This is a genomic window from Actinophytocola sp., assembly GCF_050699915.1.
Taxonomy (GTDB): domain Bacteria; phylum Actinomycetota; class Actinomycetes; order Mycobacteriales; family Pseudonocardiaceae; genus Actinophytocola.
Window position 1 is genome coordinate 17,891 of the sequence record NZ_JBOHGA010000054.1, and the last position, 14,914, is coordinate 32,804.

15 protein-coding genes are annotated in these 14,914 nt (G+C 71.1%); 8 read left to right on the forward strand and 7 right to left on the reverse strand.

The genetic code is table 11. The features are described from left to right. The first annotated feature begins 87 nt into the window (after window positions 1-87). A complete protein-coding gene (locus ACRDSK_RS12775) occupies window positions 88-273 on the forward strand; it encodes a DUF7455 domain-containing protein (RefSeq protein ID WP_431440667.1) in 186 nt (61 codons plus the stop codon). Between the two features lie 64 nt (window positions 274-337). On the opposite strand, the gene ACRDSK_RS12780 is transcribed toward ACRDSK_RS12775, so the two are convergent. From ACRDSK_RS12780 to ACRDSK_RS12800, 5 genes are all read right to left on the reverse strand, one after another. Continuing rightward, on the reverse strand, window positions 338-1,525 hold the full coding sequence (locus ACRDSK_RS12780; RefSeq protein ID WP_431440668.1) for an ROK family protein: 1,188 nt from the start codon (window positions 1,523-1,525) through the stop codon (window positions 338-340). 19 nt (window positions 1,526-1,544) lie between these two features. Beyond that, window positions 1,545-2,987 carry a sugar ABC transporter permease gene (locus ACRDSK_RS12785; protein WP_431440670.1) on the reverse strand — a complete coding sequence of 481 codons (1,443 nt, stop codon included), beginning with the start codon at window positions 2,985-2,987 and terminating at the stop codon, window positions 1,545-1,547. 25 nt (window positions 2,988-3,012) lie between these two features. Then, window positions 3,013-3,786, reverse strand: a complete 774-nt coding sequence (locus ACRDSK_RS12790) for an ATP-binding cassette domain-containing protein (protein WP_431440672.1) — start codon at window positions 3,784-3,786, stop codon at window positions 3,013-3,015. Window positions 3,787-3,859: 73 nt separating this feature from the next. Then, complete coding sequence (locus ACRDSK_RS12795) at window positions 3,860-4,987, reverse strand: sugar ABC transporter substrate-binding protein (RefSeq protein WP_431440674.1); 1,128 nt, start codon at window positions 4,985-4,987, stop codon at window positions 3,860-3,862. Window positions 4,988-5,146: 159 nt separating this feature from the next. After that, entirely contained in the window at window positions 5,147-6,868 is a 1,722-nt protein-coding gene (locus ACRDSK_RS12800; RefSeq protein ID WP_431440676.1) for a DEAD/DEAH box helicase, read from the reverse strand. A 177-nt stretch (window positions 6,869-7,045) separates the two neighbouring features. Here ACRDSK_RS12800 and ACRDSK_RS12805 point away from each other — a divergent pair, with 177 nt between their 5' ends. After that, window positions 7,046-8,125 carry a YihY/virulence factor BrkB family protein gene (locus tag ACRDSK_RS12805; RefSeq protein ID WP_431440678.1) on the forward strand — a complete coding sequence of 360 codons (1,080 nt, stop codon included), beginning with the start codon at window positions 7,046-7,048 and terminating at the stop codon, window positions 8,123-8,125. On the opposite strand, the gene ACRDSK_RS12810 is transcribed toward ACRDSK_RS12805, so the two are convergent. Then, on the reverse strand, window positions 8,093-8,791 hold the full coding sequence (locus ACRDSK_RS12810) for a winged helix-turn-helix transcriptional regulator (RefSeq protein WP_431440679.1): 699 nt from the start codon (window positions 8,789-8,791) through the stop codon (window positions 8,093-8,095). The two genes, ACRDSK_RS12805 and ACRDSK_RS12810, sit on opposite strands and share 33 nt — an antisense overlap. A gap of 101 nt (window positions 8,792-8,892) precedes the next feature. Between ACRDSK_RS12810 and ACRDSK_RS12815 the strand changes: the two genes are divergently transcribed. Then, a complete protein-coding gene (locus ACRDSK_RS12815; protein ID WP_431440681.1) occupies window positions 8,893-9,633 on the forward strand; it encodes a class I SAM-dependent methyltransferase in 741 nt (246 codons plus the stop codon). A 4-nt stretch (window positions 9,634-9,637) separates the two neighbouring features. On the opposite strand, the gene ACRDSK_RS12820 is transcribed toward ACRDSK_RS12815, so the two are convergent. Beyond that, window positions 9,638-9,889: a DUF3039 domain-containing protein gene (locus tag ACRDSK_RS12820; RefSeq protein WP_431440682.1), complete on the reverse strand. Its 252-nt coding sequence runs from the start codon at window positions 9,887-9,889 to the stop codon at window positions 9,638-9,640. A 59-nt stretch (window positions 9,890-9,948) separates the two neighbouring features. Between ACRDSK_RS12820 and ACRDSK_RS12825 the strand changes: the two genes are divergently transcribed. The 5 genes from ACRDSK_RS12825 to ACRDSK_RS12845 are packed head-to-tail and all read left to right on the forward strand — an operon-like array spanning window position 9,949 to window position 14,785. Further along, the gene (locus ACRDSK_RS12825; protein WP_431440683.1) at window positions 9,949-10,761 is read left to right on the forward strand and encodes a sporulation protein; all 813 of its coding nucleotides are present in this window, start codon (window positions 9,949-9,951) and stop codon (window positions 10,759-10,761) included. A 13-nt stretch (window positions 10,762-10,774) separates the two neighbouring features. After that, window positions 10,775-11,278: a pyridoxamine 5'-phosphate oxidase family protein gene (locus ACRDSK_RS12830; RefSeq protein ID WP_431440684.1), complete on the forward strand. Its 504-nt coding sequence runs from the start codon at window positions 10,775-10,777 to the stop codon at window positions 11,276-11,278. A gap of 41 nt (window positions 11,279-11,319) precedes the next feature. Next, window positions 11,320-11,913 (forward strand): LemA family protein, encoded by a 594-nt coding sequence (locus tag ACRDSK_RS12835; RefSeq protein WP_431440686.1) that lies wholly within the window; start codon window positions 11,320-11,322, stop codon window positions 11,911-11,913. Continuing rightward, on the forward strand, window positions 11,910-13,862 hold the full coding sequence (locus tag ACRDSK_RS12840) for a M48 family metallopeptidase (RefSeq protein ID WP_431440688.1): 1,953 nt from the start codon (window positions 11,910-11,912) through the stop codon (window positions 13,860-13,862). Before ACRDSK_RS12835 ends, ACRDSK_RS12840 begins: the two co-directional genes overlap by 4 nt. Before the next feature lie 17 nt (window positions 13,863-13,879). Next, window positions 13,880-14,785 carry a pseudouridine-5'-phosphate glycosidase gene (locus ACRDSK_RS12845; RefSeq protein WP_431440689.1) on the forward strand — a complete coding sequence of 302 codons (906 nt, stop codon included), beginning with the start codon at window positions 13,880-13,882 and terminating at the stop codon, window positions 14,783-14,785. Window positions 14,786-14,914 lie beyond the last annotated feature (129 nt).

The window sequence follows — 14,914 nt, forward strand, 5'->3', positions numbered from 1 at the left end:
GAAGACTAGAAGGCGCGAGCACTCCGAGTGGTCGCAGCCGGATACGGCACCGGGGTCCCCCCGGTACCGGACGGAGGGAGATCAGCCATGAACACGACACTCGCCCCCCGCGACCTGACAGCTGCAGACCGCTGCGACCGGTGCGGTGCCGCCGCGCAGGTCCGAGCCATCCTTCCCTCCGGCGGAGAGCTGCTCTTCTGCGGCCACCACGCCCGCAAGCACAAGGAGCGCCTGCGCGAGCTGGAGGCCGACCTGCAGCAGGGCCAGGCTTAGCGGGCCTAGGTACGTCAGCGCGGGCGGGATCCGGGGGAGGGTCCCGCCCGCGCCGTATCAGGGCTCAGACGGCGTCCAGGACCGGTTCGAAGGCCAGTTCCGCGGCACCGAGCAAAGTCACGTCGCCGCCCAGGGTCGAGGCCACGATGCGGGTGCCGCCGACCGCCCTGGAGACCAGGGAGCGCTCGCGGACCGCGGCCGCCACGTCGGCGATCAGCGAGGGCGGCAGGGCGGTGAACAGGTCGCCCAGCACGACCAGCTCCGGGCCGAGCACGTTCACGACGTTGACCAGACCCAGCGTGAGCCACTCGGCGAACTCGCCCAGGCGCGGGCGGATCGTCGAGGGCTCGCTCGCCAGGGCCCGCAGCTCGGCCACCACGGCGCCGCGCGGCGAGCCCTCGCGCAGGCCCAGCGCACGGCACATCGCACGCTCGCCGACCTCGGTCTCCCAGCAGCCCTGGCTGCCGCAGTAGCAGGACCGGCCGCCGGGGTGGACGACCATGTGGCCGAGCTCCCCCAGGTACCCGGCCGTCCCGCGCAGGGCCGAGCCGTCCGAGATCACGCCACCGCCGACGCCCACGTCCGCGGAGACGTACACCGCGTCCGAGGAACCGCGGGCGGTGCCGCGGAGGTGCTCGGCCAGCGCCCCCAGCTCCGCGTCGTTCCCGACCATGATCGGGACCTCGAACACCGAGCCGAGGCGCTCCCCCAGCGGCACGTTCGTCCAGTGCAGGTTCGGTGCCTCGTGCACCAGGCCGTCCGAGCGGCGGACGACCCCGGGCACCGAGACGCCGGCCGCCACCATCCGGACCCCGAGGTCGGCGGCCAGCACCATCGTCGAGTCGACCACGTGCGAGATGACCTCGTCCGGCTCCCGCGTGCGCACCCGCAGGTTCCAACTGTTCCGGCCGAGGATCTCGCCACCGAGCCCGACCAGGGCGATGGCCACCTGCTCGACCCGGATGTCGACGGCGAGGACCACGGCGGCGTGTGGCTGCGGCAGCACGAGCAGGGACGGCCGCCCGGCGCCGCTGCGCTGCCGCGGCACCCGCTCCTGAACGACGCCGGACTCGGCCAGCCCGTCCACCAGGGCCTTGATGGTGCTGCGGTTGAGCCCGAGCTCAGCCGCGAGCGATGCCCTGGTGGTCGGGCCGTCGATGTGCAACCTGCGTAGCAGGACCGTGCGGTTGTGCCGGCGCACCTCGTCGGGTCTCGCACCCAGGTTGGGCGTCCCCGTGGGTGTGCTCGTCAAACCCCTCGCTCCTGTCGCATCAATCCGAGACCGCGGCCCTTCGCCGGGACAGCGCGTCGACGGTGGCGGCGAGCAGCAGCACGAGCCCGGTCACGATGTTGACGATCGCGGCGGGCTGCCGCAGGAGCCCGAGGCCGTTCTCCACGACCGCGAGCACCAGGCCGCCGATGACCGCGTGGGCCACCTTGCCCCGCCCGCCGAACAGCGAGGTCCCGCCGATCACGGCCGCGCCCACGGCGAACAGCAGCGTGTTCAACCCACCGGCCTGCGGATCGACCGAGCCCGCCTTCGACGAGTACACGATCGCACCGATCGCGGCCGCGCAGGCGGAAACCACGAACACGCTCGCCCGGATCTTGCTCACGTTGATGCCGGCCCTGCGCGCGGCCTCGGCGTTGCCGCCGACCGCGTAGATGTGCCGGCCGTAGCGGGTCCGGTTGAGCACGAACGTGCCGATCACCAGCAGCCCCAGGATGATCGGGACGACGTAGGGCACGCCGCGGATCGTCACCAGGTCCGGGTTCGGGGAGCGGTTCAGCGTCAGCAGCCAGGTGATCACGATCGCGAGCACCGCGACGGCACCGGACTTGACCAACACGATCGGCGTCGGTTGAGTGACCAAACCCTTGCGCAGCCGGGAGAAGTGCTCGCCCAGCACGACGAGCGCGTAGCCGCCCGCCGCGAGGAGGCACAGCAACCAGCTGCCGAACACCGACAGGCTGCCGTTCGCGACGTTGAACAGGGTCGGCGAAGTCCGGATGCCGAACACGCCGCCCTCACCGATGAACTGCAGGATCACGCCCTGCCAGGTGATGAACAGCGCCAGCGTCACCACGAACGACGGCATGCCGATCTTGGACACCATGAAGCCGGTGATGCAGCCGATCGCGGCGCCGACGCACACGGCGAGCAGCATCTCGAGCCACGGGCCGTACCAGGTGCCGGGCCCGAACCCGACCATCGCCATGACGACCGCGATGAGGCTCAGTACGGCGCCGGCCCAGATCCGCATCACCAGCGCGAGCACCGCGGCGGCCAGCATGCCGATCACGAAGACGTAGAACACCGTGGAGCCCATGCCGCCGAGCAGGTTGCCGGAACGCACGTAGTGCATGGCCATCACGGCCGCGCACACGCCGGACAGGGTGCCCGCCGACAGGTCGATCTCGCCGATCAGCAGGACGAAGACCAGGCCCATCGCGATGATCATCTTGCCGGCGCCCTGCGCGACCAGGTTCGCCGTGTTGTTCAGGGTGAAGAAGTTCTCCGAGAGCGCCGAGAACACGATCACCAGCGCGGCGAGGCCGAGCAGCGCCGGCAGCGAGCCGAGCTCGCCGCCCCGCAACCGCGCGAAGTAGTCGCGGATCGCCTCACCACTGGACTGGGACGTGGTGTCGATGCCGAAGTCGGAGATCGCGCCGCCGTTGGGCGCGGTGTCGGCCTTGGCCGGGGATTCGGTCATGAGAGTGGGGTCCTCGGGTGAGTGATCAGAGGGTGACTTGCTCCGGGCGGGCGAGGCCGACGTCGCCGGACCGGCCGGCCGTGATCAGCTCGACGACCTGGCTGTGCGTGGTCTCCTTCGCCGGCAGGTCGGCGACCAGCCGGCCCAGGTACAGCGTGGAGATGCGGTCGGCGACCTCGAAGACGTCGGCCATGTTGTGGCTGATCAGCACGACGCCGAGGCCCTGCTCCGCCAGCCGGCGCACGAGGTCGAGCACCTGGCGCGTCTGCGCGACGCCGAGAGCGGCGGTCGGCTCGTCGAGCAGCACGACCTTGCTGTCCCAGAGCACCGCCTTGGCGATCGCCACGGTCTGCCGCTGGCCACCGGAGAGCTGTTTGACCGGCGTGCGGACGGACTTGACCGTTCTGACCGAGAGGGACGCGAGCGTCTCGCGGGCCGCCTTCTCCATGCTGGACTCGTCCATCAGCCAGCGGCTGCCGCGCTCGCGGCCGAGGAACATGTTCTGCACGACGTCGAGGTTGTCGGCGAGCGCGAGGTCCTGGTAGACGACCTCGATGCCGAGGTCGGCCGCCTCGCGCGGAGAGTGGATCGTGACGTTCTCGCCGCGGAACCGGACCTGGCCCGAGTCCATCGGGTAGATGCCGGCGACGCACTTGATCAGCGTCGACTTGCCGGCGCCGTTGTCGCCGACGAGCGCGGTGACCTCGCCGGCCCGGACCGTGAAGTCCACGTCGTGCAGCACGTGCATGGGGCCGAAGCTCTTGTTGATCCCGATCAGCTCGAGAAGGGGCTCACTCACGGATATTCCTCCTCACCCCTGGGGAGAGGCCGCGCCCGATGCGCCGGGCGCGGCCTCCCAGGGTCGAACCGGATCAGGAGATGCCGAGCTCGGTGCAGGCGGCGGCGAGGTCGCCGGTGCAGACCTCGTCAGCCTTCACGTAGCCCTCGTCGATGACCCGCTTGACCTCGTCCTTGGTGATCAGGAACGGGTCGAGCAGCACGGACTTGACGTCGCGGTCGCCCTCGGGGTCCTCGCTCGTGTCGGTGGCGATCTTGTCCGCGGCGGCGGTGTCGCCATCGGCGAGTGCGGCGGCGAGCTTGGCGGTCGCCTCGGCCTCACCCTTGATCGGCTTGAACACCGTCATGTACTGGTCGCCGGCGAGGATCGCCTTCAGACCGTCGGCGGTGGCGTCCTGGCCGGTGACCGGGACCTTGCCGTTCAGGCCGTTCTTCTTGAGCACGGTGATGACCGCGCCGGCCAGCCCGTCGTTCGCCGCGACCACGCCGTCGACCTTGCCGGAGTTCGAGGTCAGGATCTGCTCGAACGTGGTGCCGCCCTTCTGGTTGTCCCAGTTGTCGATCGGCTGGGACCGGACCAGCTTGAGCGTGCCTGCGTCGTAGAGCGGCTTGAGGACCTTCTGCTGCCCCTCGTAGAACAGGGTCGCGTTGTTGTCCGTCGGCGCACCCTCGATCTCGATCACCTGCGCGCCCTGCTTGCCCTCGAGCGCGTCGGCCAGACCCTGGCCCTGCAGCTCGCCGACCTTCACGTTGTCGAACGACACGTAGTACTCGGAGCTGCCGCCGAGGTTGAGGCGGTCGTAGTCGATCGTCGGGATGCCCTGGTCGTTGGCCTTCTGCGCGACCGTGCCACCGATCTCGCTGTTGATGGCGGCGATGATCAGGACCTTGACGCCGTCGTTGATCATGCCGTCCGCGAGCGTGCTGAACTTCTGCACGTCGCCCTGCGCGTTCTGGATGTCCGGGTCGAGGCCCTCGGCCTTTAGTGCCGCCTCGAGCATGGGCTCGTCGAAGCCCTCCCAGCGAGCTGACGTGGCCGTCTCCGGAAGGATCACCCCGACCGGGATGCCACCCGAGGACTGGTCGGCGGTGTCCTCCCCGCCGCCACCGCCGCCGCCCGTGTCCTCATTGGCTCCACACGCCGACAGGACGAGGGTCAGACCCACTCCAGCGGCGAGAAGCGCAAGCCTTGTACTGCGCATTCAAACGGTCCCTTCACAGTCCTCAGGGCGAAATGTTGCGGTGCACAACATATGCCCGGACGGGCAGTGATGGAAGCCACGAACGGGCATTTTGCGCCTCGTGTTTGACACAGTTTGGCAACGAACCGGCCATCTGCACGCAAACCGGCTCCCCGACCGTTACCAGGAACGCAGCGTAGCGATCCGCTCCTCGAGCTGCTCGGCAGAAGCCATCGCGGTGGGCGGGCCCGCGCACACTCTCCGTAGCTCACTGTGGATCATCGCGTGCGGTTTGTTCGTTCGATGGTGGTACATGGCCACCAAAGTGTTGAGTTCCTTACGCAGCGCGCTCAGCCGTTCGGCGACTGTCTGCGACCGCGGCGGCGCGACTGCCGGCTCCCGCTCCTTCGCCTGCCGAGAACGCTCCGTGAGCTGGTCAGCCTGCCGCTGCCGCAGCAACGCCCGAACCTGGTCCGGCTCGAGCAGGCCCGGCAGGCCCAGGTACTCCTGCTCCTCCGCGGACCCGGCGAACGCGGCCGTGCCGAACGACGAGCCGTCATATATCACCTGATCGAGTTCCGCCGAGGCGGACAGCGAGGTGAACGCCTTCTCCTCCTCGCCCGGCTCGTCCTGGACCCGGTTCGCGTCCGCCAGCAGCTCGTCGTCCCAGCCGTCCTTCTCCCGGTCCGGCTTGCCGAGCACGTGGTCGCGCTGCGCCTCGAGCTCGCTCGCGAGCTCGAGCAGCACGGGCACGCTCGGCAGGAACACGCTCGCGGTCTCGCCGGGCCGGCGGGCGCGGACGAACCGGCCGACCGCCTGGGCGAAGAACAACGGCGTCGAGGCGCTGGTCGCGTACACGCCGACGGCCAGCCGGGGCACGTCGACGCCCTCGCTGACCATCCGCACGGCGACGAGCCAGCGGTCGTCGGAGTCGGTGAACTCGGCGATGCGGCCGGACGCCTTCGGGTCGTCGGAGAGCACGACGACCGGGTCGCGGCCGGTGGTGCGGGCGAGGATCTTCGCGTAGGCCTTGGCGGACTCGTGGTCCGAGGCGATCACCAGGCCGGCCGCGTCGGGCACGGTCTGGCGCAGCTGGGCCAGCCGCAGGTCGGCCGCGCCGAGCACGGCCGGGATCCACTCGCCCAGCGGGTCGAGCGCGGTGCGCCAGGCACGCGCGGTCTGCTCGGCGGTCATCGGCTCGCCCAGCCGGGCGGTGAACTCCTCGCCGGCGCTGGTGCGCCAGCTCGCCTCGCCCGAGTAGGCCAGGAAGATCACCGGCCGGACCACGCCGTCGGCCAGCGCGTCGGCGTAGCCGTAGGTGTGGTCCGACTTGCTGCGCAGGAAGCCGCTGCCGTCCGGCTCGTAGTCCACGAACGGGATCTGCGAGTCGTCGCTGCGGAACGGGGTGCCGGTGAGCGCGAGCCTGCGCATGGCCGGGGTGAACGCCTCGCGGATCGCGTCGCCCCAGGACTTCGCGTCGCCGCCGTGGTGGATCTCGTCGAGGATCACCAGCGTCTTGCGGTGCTCGGTGCGCACCCGGTGCAGCATCGGGTGGGCGGCGACCTGCGCGTAGGTGACGGCCACGCCCTGGTAGTCGCGGGAGGTGGCGCCCGCGCCGTTGCGGAAGTTGGGGTCGATCGCGATGCCCGCGGCGGCCGCGGCGACCGCCCACTGGTGCTTGAGGTGCTCGGTCGGCGTGACGATCGTGACCTGCTCGACGATCCGGTCGGCGAGCAGCTCCGCGGCGACCCGCAGACCGAACACGGTCTTGCCGGCGCCCGGGGTGGCCACCGCGAGGAAGTTCTTCGGCCCGGCGGCCAGGTATTTCGTGATCGCCCGGCGCTGCCAGGCCCGCAGCGGTCGGGCGGTCGTCGCTCGCTCGATCGGCTCGGCCGTCACCATCTCCCCCTGCACTCTCTCCCCCGCACACCAACGCAAAGCAAAGCCCTCAAGCGACATCATTGAGGGCGGGCACGACTGTACCTGCGCGCCGCGGCGGTCGCCGGGGCGACACGTCCGGCGAAGTTCATCGGGCGGGCCGCGCCGTTCGGGTGCCGATGGACCATGCTTGGTCTTGACATGAGTCCACAGCCACAACACCCGAGCCGCAACGCCGCGCAGAGGACCGGTGCCCTGTTGCGGCGTGGACCCGCGCGGCTGCTGAAGCGCACGTGGGCCAAGGCGTGGGACGGCAACCTGTTCTCCGAGGCCGCCGAGGCCGCGTTCTGGCAGGTGCTCTCGCTGCCGCCGCTGCTGCTGGGACTGCTCGGCAGCCTGGGCTACGTCGCCGAGTGGCTCGGCCAGGAGGTCATCGACAAGGTGCACTCCGCGATCATCGAGTGGTCGCGGACCGCGTTCAGCTCCAACGTCGTCGGGGACATCATCGAGCCGACCGTGGACGACATACTGCGCAACGGGCGCGGCGAGATCCTGACCGTGGGCTTCCTGCTCTCGCTGTGGGCGGGCTCGTCGGCCATGTCGTCGTTCGTCGACGCGATCACCGTGGCGCACGACCAGTACGGCGTGCGCAACGAGGTGTGGCAGCGGATCTTCGCGCTGCTGCTGTACCTGGCGTCGCTGGTGCTGCTGGTGATCGGACTGCCGATCCTCGCGCTCGGCCCGGAGCTGCTGCCCCGGCTGTTTCCCACGGCGTGGCGGCCGGAGATCGCGTTCTGGGTCGACACGTTCTACTACCCGGCGCTCGGTGTGCTGATCGTGCTGGCGCTGGCGACGCTGTACAAGCTCGCGCTGCCGCGCAAGCTGCCGTGGCACCGCGGGCTGCCCGGCGCGGTGCTCGCGATGATCGTGTTCCTGCTGTCCAGCATCGGGCTGCGGCTCTACATCTCGTGGATAACCACGACGGGCTACACCTACGGCGCGCTGGCCACCCCGATAGCGTTCCTGCTGTTCGCGTTCTTCATCGGGCTCGCGATCGTCATCGGCTCGTACTTCAACGCGGCGATCCAGGAGATGTGGCCGGCCCGGATGACCCGCCGGCAGCGGCGCAAGTGGCGGCGGCTGGAGATGGGGAAGGTGGTGGCGCCGCACCCGGCCGAGCCGGCCGCCCCGGAACCGGAACCGGAAGCCACCGAGGCGCCCAACCCCAACGGGGAGACGCGGTCGCGCTCACCCCGTACCGAGAGCCAGCCGGGCGGCTGAGTCCCGCCGCTCGACGCCGGCGACCAGGCTCAGTCGCAGCCAGGTCGGGAAGGCCCGCTCCAGCGCGGGCGCACCGGTGACCACGACCTCGCCCGCCCGCAGCGCCTCGGCGAGCGGCAGGTCGCCCATCCACACCATGATCATCGTCCGCAGGTCGGCGTCGACGAGCAGGTCGACGCCGAACCCCGGATCGGACAGGCACACGTCGACCGCGGCGCGGTCCACGGCCAGCCACCAGACCGGGTGGCCGCGGGTGATGCCGCGGAACCGCAGCTCGATGACGATCCGCCGGTCTGGCACGGCGTCGTGGTCGAAGCGGCGGCGCATGTCCCACACCAGCGTCGACGGGTCGAGGTGCTCGGGCCGGATCTCGTCGCGGGCCCAGCGCAGGCCCCAGACGCCGAGCCCGTCGACGACCCCGGACAGCTCGCGGCCGGCGGCGGTCAGCACGTACTCGCCGTGCGCGCCGCGCTCCACGATGCCGGCCCGGCCGAGCCGACGCAGGCGCTGGGACAGGAGGGTCGGCGACATCAGCGGGACGCCGCGATGGATCTCGTTGAACCGGCTGCTGCCGGCGAGCAGCTCGCGAACGACCAGCAGGGTCCACCGCTCGCCGAGGACCTCGAGGGCCTGGGCGACCGGGCAGAACTGCCCGTAGCCGTGCATGGCGCCACTCTAGGACCGCGGAGGCGTTGGTGTCGCTACAGAATCAGGAGTGGCCACGCTGCCCCTGGGTCGGCCAGCCTGGGTGCCGGGAGGTGTCCGGGATGACCGTGAACGTGTGGGCGATGGGCGACTACTCGAAGGTCGCCGACGAGGTGCTCGGCCCGCTGGGGCCGCGGCTGGTGGCGGCCTGCGAGGTGGGCCGCGGGCAGCGCGTGCTCGACGTGGCCGCGGGCAGCGGGCTGGTGGCGATCCCCGCGGCGGGGACGGGCGCGGAGGTGGTGGCCGCGGACATCACGCCGGAGCTGCTCGACGTGGGCCGGCGCTCGGGTGCCCCGGTCGACTGGGTCGAGGCCGACGTGGCGCGGATGCCGTTCGAGGACGGCGAGTTCGACGTGGTGCTCTCGTGCGTCGGGGCGATGTTCGCACCCGACCAGCAGGCGGCGGCCGACGAGATGCTGCGGGTGTGCCGGCCGGGCGGGCGGCTCGGGTTGGTCAGCTGGACGCCCACCGGGTCGATCGGCCGGTTCTTCGCGGTGTTCGGCTCGCCCGCGCCCGGCCCGGCGCCGACCGACTGGGGGTCCGCGGAGCACGTGCGGTCGCTGTTCGGTGACCGGGTGTCGGCGCTGTCGGCGGTCGAGGAGAGCCTGCCGGTCGACCGGTTCTCCTCGGCGGCGGAGTACTGCGCCTTCTACAAGGCCCACTTCGGCCCGACGATCGCCGCCTTCGCCGCGGCGCAGGACCCGGCCGAGCTCGACCGCCGGTTCCTGGCCTACGCGGAGAAGGAGATGGCGGCCGGGCTCGCGTACGACTACCTGCTCGTGGTGGCGCGGCGGGCAGGGTAGTCGGCTACTCGTCACCACCGCCGGGAGGCAGCCGCTCGAAGATCTTCTTGCACTCCGGGCAGACCGGGGAGCCGGGCTTGGGCGAGCGCGTCACCGGGAAGACCTCGCCGCACAGGGCGACCACCACCGAGCCCGTGACGGCACTCTCGGTGATCTTGTCCTTGCGGACGTAGTGGAACATCTTCGGGGTGTCGTCACCCGTGGTGTCGGTGCCCTCCGGCCGTGTGTCGACCTCGGGCAATGTTTGTGTATTCACGGCCTACATGATGCCGGAAATCACGCCACACCCGATCGGGTGCTGGCAGGATTCGCGACATGTTCCAGAAGGTGATGGCCAGCTTCGGCCAGGGCGGCGCCACCGTCGACGCCCGGATTCTCGATCGGCACGTGCGCCCCGGCGGCACGTTGCGCGGTGAGGTCATGCTCACCGGCGGTCAGGTCGACCAGGAGGTCGAGTCGCTCGCGGTCACCCTGCTCGCCAGGGTCGAACACGAGAGCACCAACGGCGGCGAGGCCACGGTGGTCGACATGCCGTTCCAGAACGTGCACCTCGCCGGCAAGGAGATGGTGCGCGCCGGCGCGCAGATCAAGGTGCCCTTCGAGGTGCAGATGCCCTGGGAGACACCGATCACCACGGTCTTCGGCAAGTTCCTCACCGGCATGGCCATCGGCCTGCAGACGAACCTGAACCTGAGCCGCACGGTGGTCGACCCGCAGGACGTCGACGCCATCCCGATCGAGCCGGTGCCCGCGCAGCACCGCATCCTCGACGCGATGAGCCGGCTGGGCTTCCAGTTCAGCTCGGCCAACCTGGTCAAGGAGCGGCTGGACGGCGCCGACCAGCAGCTGCCGTTCTTCCAGGAGATCAACTTCACGCCGTCGCCGAGCTTCGCGAAGGTGTTCCACGAGGTGGCGGTCACCTTCCTCGCCCGGCCGCGAGACGTGCAGGTCGTGCTTGACGTGACCAAGCGGGTCCGGGTGCGCAAGGGCGGCGGCCTCGGCGCGCGCGGCCAGTCGATGCTCGGCATGTTCGTGGTCGAGTACGCCGCGCTGGGCCGCACCAACTGGGAGCAGCAGATCGAGGGGTGGCTGCGGGAGGTCGCCAAGGCTCGCGGGATCTTCGACTAGTCGGAGGACAGCCATGGCCGAGCCGGTCGCGTCCCGTCCCCACATGCCGGGGTACGGCATCCTGCCGGCCGGCCGAGGCACCGGCCTGCTGCCGTGGAGCTGGGCGCTGGCCCGCCTGCACGAGAGCCACGACTACTGGGTCGCGACGGTGTGGCCGGACGGGCGGCCGCACCTGTCACCCGTGTGGGCGGTGTGGGACGACGACGCGCTGTGGTTCTCCGCGGGCCCGAACTCCCGCAAGATGCGCAACATCCGCGCCGGCTCGGCGGTGTCGGTGTCCACGGAGGACCCGGAGAACCCGGTGATCCTGGAGGGAACCGTCGAGCTGGTCACCGAGTCCGACCGGCTGGTCCGGTTCGTCGCGGTGGTCAACGTGAAGTACCGGACGGAGTACCCGGTCGAGTTCTTCACCCCCGAACTGGCGGCGGTGGGCCTGGTCAGACCCGCGAAGGCCGTCGGGTTGATGTCGAGTGACTTCGAGGGCTCGCCGACGCGCTGGACGTTCCCGGTGAACTGAGCGGCCCTATCCTCGCCTGGAGGAACCGGAGGGAGCGGGCCGTGGTGGTGTTGATCGTCGTGGTCGTGGTCGTCGTGGTGATCGCGCTCGTGTTGGTGATGCTGTACAACGCGCTCGTGCGGGCGCGGCACGCGTGGCAGAACGCCTACGCGCAGATCGACGTCCAGCTGACGCGGCGGCACGACCTGATCCCCAACCTGGTCGAGACCGTGAAGGCCTACATGCGCCACGAGCAGCAGACGCTCGCCGCGGTCGTGTCCGCGCGCAGCGCCGCCGTGAGCGCACGGTCGGCCGCCTCGCCCGGCGACGCGGCGGCGATGGCGAACCTGTCCGGCGCGGAGAACGCGCTCACCGGCAGTCTCGGCCGGCTGTTCGCGGTCAGCGAGAACTACCCGGAGCTCAAGGCGGACCAGAACATGCGGCAGCTGGCCGAGGAGCTGACGTCGGCGGAGAACAGGGTGGCGTTCGCGCGGCAGGCCTACAACGACGCGGTCATGGTCTACCGGAACAAGCAGGACACGTTCCCGTCGAACCTCGTCGCGTCGATGTTCTCGTTCGCGCCGGCCGCCTACCTCGAGCTCGACGAGCCGCACAAGCGCGCGGCGCCGCGGATCGCGTTGGACTCGGGCGAATGAACTTCTTCCAGCGGCAGCGCGACGTTCGCAAGGTCTCCCGGCGGTTCGTGGTGCTGTTCGTCGTCGCGGTGCTGGCGATCGTGGTCGTCGTCGACCTGGTCGCCGTCGTCGCGTTCGGCGCGCTCGGCGAGACCGGTCAGCGGACCGATGACGTGTTCACGCTCCTCATCTGGGTCAGCGCGCTGATGATCGTCGCGATCGGACTGACGTCGTTCGTGCGCACCCGGATGCTGCGTGGCGGTGGCGGCGGTCGGGTGGCCCGCAGCCTCGGCGGCGTCCCGGTGCGCGAGGACACGACCGACCCGCGGCTGCGCCGGCTGCGCAACGTGGTCGAGGAGATGGCGATCGCGTCCGGGGTGTCCGTGCCCGAGGTGTACGTGCTGCCGAACGAACACCAGATCAACGCGTTCGCGGCCGGCTTCTCCCCCGCCGACGCGGCGATCGCCGTCACCTACGGCACGCTGGAGCGGCTCAACCGCGACGAGCTGCAGGGCGTGATCGCGCACGAGTTCAGCCATGTCGTGAACGGCGACATGCGGCTCAACATCCGGCTGATGGGCACCCTGTTCGGCATCCTCGTGCTGGCGATCGTCGGCCGGGTGCTGCTGCACCTGCGCGGCGGCAGCAAGAACCCGCTGCCGCTCATCGGGCTGGCGCTGGTCGCGGTCGGCTACATCGGGGTGTTCTTCGGCCGGATCATCAAGGCCGCGGTCTCCCGGCAGCGGGAGTACCTGGCGGACGCGTCGGCGGTGCAGTACACCCGCCAGTCCGCGGGGCTCGCCGGTGCGTTGAAGAAGATCGGCGGGCTCGGGTCACGGCTGCGCAGCGACAAGGCCGAGGACGTCAGCCACATGCTGTTCGGCGAGGGCTTCCTGTTCAGCCGACTGTTCGCCACGCACCCGCCGCTGGTGAAGCGGATCCAGACGCTGGAACCGAACTTCGACCAGCGTCAGCTCGATGAGCTCTCCCAACACTGGGCCCGCTACCCACCCGCCGGGCTGGCCGAGGACGAGGCGCTCGGTCTGGCGCCGAGCGGACCCGCCGGCCCGGCACCGCTCCCCGCCCCGCAGGCCCCGATCTCCGTGCGGCCGGACGAGGTCATCGCCTCCGTCGGGTCGGTCGCGCCGGCACCGGGACGCGTCGCCGCCTCGATCCTCGACGCCATCCCACCCGAGCTGCTCGACCGCGCCCGGCACCCGGAAGCCGTGCTGCCGCTGGTGTTCGGCCTGCTGCTGACGAGTGAGCCGGCGACGCGGGCCAACCAGCACGCGGTGCTCGCCGCCCGCTACGGCGATGGTCTAGCCGACGCCGCGGTGGCCGAGGCCGACGTACTCGCCGGGCTGCATCCGGCGCTGCGGCTGCCGCTGGGCGAGCTGGCCTTCCCCGCGCTGCGCCACCGGCCGCGGCCCGCGGCCGAGGCCGTGCTGGCCTGCATCCACGCGCTCATCCGGGTCGACGGGCACATCGACGTGTTCGAGTACTGCCTGTCCCGGCTGCTGCACCGCGAGCTGCACGAGTCGATGCACCGGGGCGCGCCGTGGAGCCGGCAGGGACGTCGAAACAGGGCGCCGCGCGAGGTCGTCGACCGGTCCGCCGCGACGCTGCTGGCGTTGCTCGCGCAGGCCGGCTCGGCCGACCGGCAGGCCGCGTCCGCCGCGTACCGGGAAGGGCTCGCGCGGGTGGTGCCCGGTTCGCCGCTCCCCTACGACCCGCCCGCGGCCGGGGCCGTGGCACTCGAGCCGGCGTGGCCGGCGCTGGACGCGTTGGACGGTCCGGAGAAGGAGTTCCTCGTCGCCGGCATGGTCACCGTCATCGGGCACGACGGGGTGATGACCGTGTCCGAGATCGAGCTCCTGCGTACCGTGTGCGCGTTGCTGCACTGCCCGCTGCCGCCGCTGGCCCAGGCCCAGCCGGAGCGGGTCGTGCCGGATCCCGGTCCCCAAACGTGACCAGACTCGAGGAGAACATGCGGGTTGCGCAGGAGGTCTCCGCCGCGCTCGCCGACGGCTTGCCGGTGGTGGCGCTGGAGAGCACGCTGCTCGCGCACGGCCTGCCGCCGGGCCGCAACCGCAAGGTCGCGGACGCCGTGGAAGCCACGGTGCGCGAGGCCGGCGCGGTGCCGGCGACGATCGCGGTGCTCGACGGCCGGCTGCGGGTCGGTCTCGACGCGGCCGACCTGGACCGGGTCTGCTCAGCCGACCTCGCGAAGCTCTCCGCGCGTGACCTGGGCCCCGCCATCGCGCTCGGCCGCGACGGCGCCACGACGATCGCGTCGACCGCGCTGGTCGCGCACGCCGCCGGGATCGGCGTGTTCGGCACCGGCGGGCTCGGCGGCGTGCACCTGCCGCCGCCCGGTGAGGGGTCCTCGTGGGACGTGTCCGCGGACCTGGACGTGCTGGCCTCGACACCGGTCGCGGTGGTGTGCTCGGGCGTGAAGTCGGTGCTGGACATCGCCGCGACGATCGAGGTGCTGGAGACCCGGTCGGTGCCGGTGGTCGGCTACCGGACGGACTCGTTCCCGGCCTTCTACCGCCGCGAGTCGTGCTTTCCCTTGCCGTGGCGGGTCGACGCGCCCGCGTCCGCGGCAGCGGTGATCGCCGCGCACCGCCGCGGGCCGGCGCGCTCGGGCGTCCTGGTCGCGAACCCGGTGCCGGTGGAGCACGAGCTGGACGCGGCACTGCACGACCGGCTGCTGACGGAGGGCATGGCGAAGGTGGCCGCCGCGGACGTCCGCGGCGGCGACGTGACCCCGGTGCTGCTGGAGCACTTCCACACGGCGAGCGACGGCGCCTCGCTGGACACCAACGAGGCCCTGGTACTGGCCAACGTCGGCCTGGCCGCGGAGATCGCGGTGGCGCTGGCGAAGATCTAGCTTCCTGAGTCGTTAGTTCGCCGGTGGTTGGTAGGGTGTGGCATGCCGAGCCCGACAGTCGATCCGGTGGTCCTGACTGGCGAGGAACGACAGGTGCTGGTGGCCTGGAGTCGTCGTCGGAAGACGTCG

Coding starts and splice junctions, on each gene's coding strand:
- ACRDSK_RS12785 (WP_431440670.1), bottom strand. CDS start 2,987: ATGACCGAATCCCCGGCCAAGGCCGACACCGCGCCCAACGGCGGCGCG.
- ACRDSK_RS12800 (WP_431440676.1), bottom strand. CDS start 6,868: ATGGTGACGGCCGAGCCGATCGAGCGAGCGACGACCGCCCGACCGCTG.
- ACRDSK_RS12815 (WP_431440681.1), top strand. CDS start 8,893: ATGACCGTGAACGTGTGGGCGATGGGCGACTACTCGAAGGTCGCCGAC.
- ACRDSK_RS12830 (WP_431440684.1), top strand. CDS start 10,775: ATGGCCGAGCCGGTCGCGTCCCGTCCCCACATGCCGGGGTACGGCATC.
- ACRDSK_RS12775 (WP_431440667.1), top strand. CDS start 88: ATGAACACGACACTCGCCCCCCGCGACCTGACAGCTGCAGACCGCTGC.
- ACRDSK_RS12845 (WP_431440689.1), top strand. CDS start 13,880: ATGCGGGTTGCGCAGGAGGTCTCCGCCGCGCTCGCCGACGGCTTGCCG.
- ACRDSK_RS12825 (WP_431440683.1), top strand. CDS start 9,949: ATGTTCCAGAAGGTGATGGCCAGCTTCGGCCAGGGCGGCGCCACCGTC.
- ACRDSK_RS12810 (WP_431440679.1), bottom strand. CDS start 8,791: ATGCACGGCTACGGGCAGTTCTGCCCGGTCGCCCAGGCCCTCGAGGTC.
- ACRDSK_RS12795 (WP_431440674.1), bottom strand. CDS start 4,987: ATGCGCAGTACAAGGCTTGCGCTTCTCGCCGCTGGAGTGGGTCTGACC.
- ACRDSK_RS12840 (WP_431440688.1), top strand. CDS start 11,910: ATGAACTTCTTCCAGCGGCAGCGCGACGTTCGCAAGGTCTCCCGGCGG.
- ACRDSK_RS12805 (WP_431440678.1), top strand. CDS start 7,046: ATGAGTCCACAGCCACAACACCCGAGCCGCAACGCCGCGCAGAGGACC.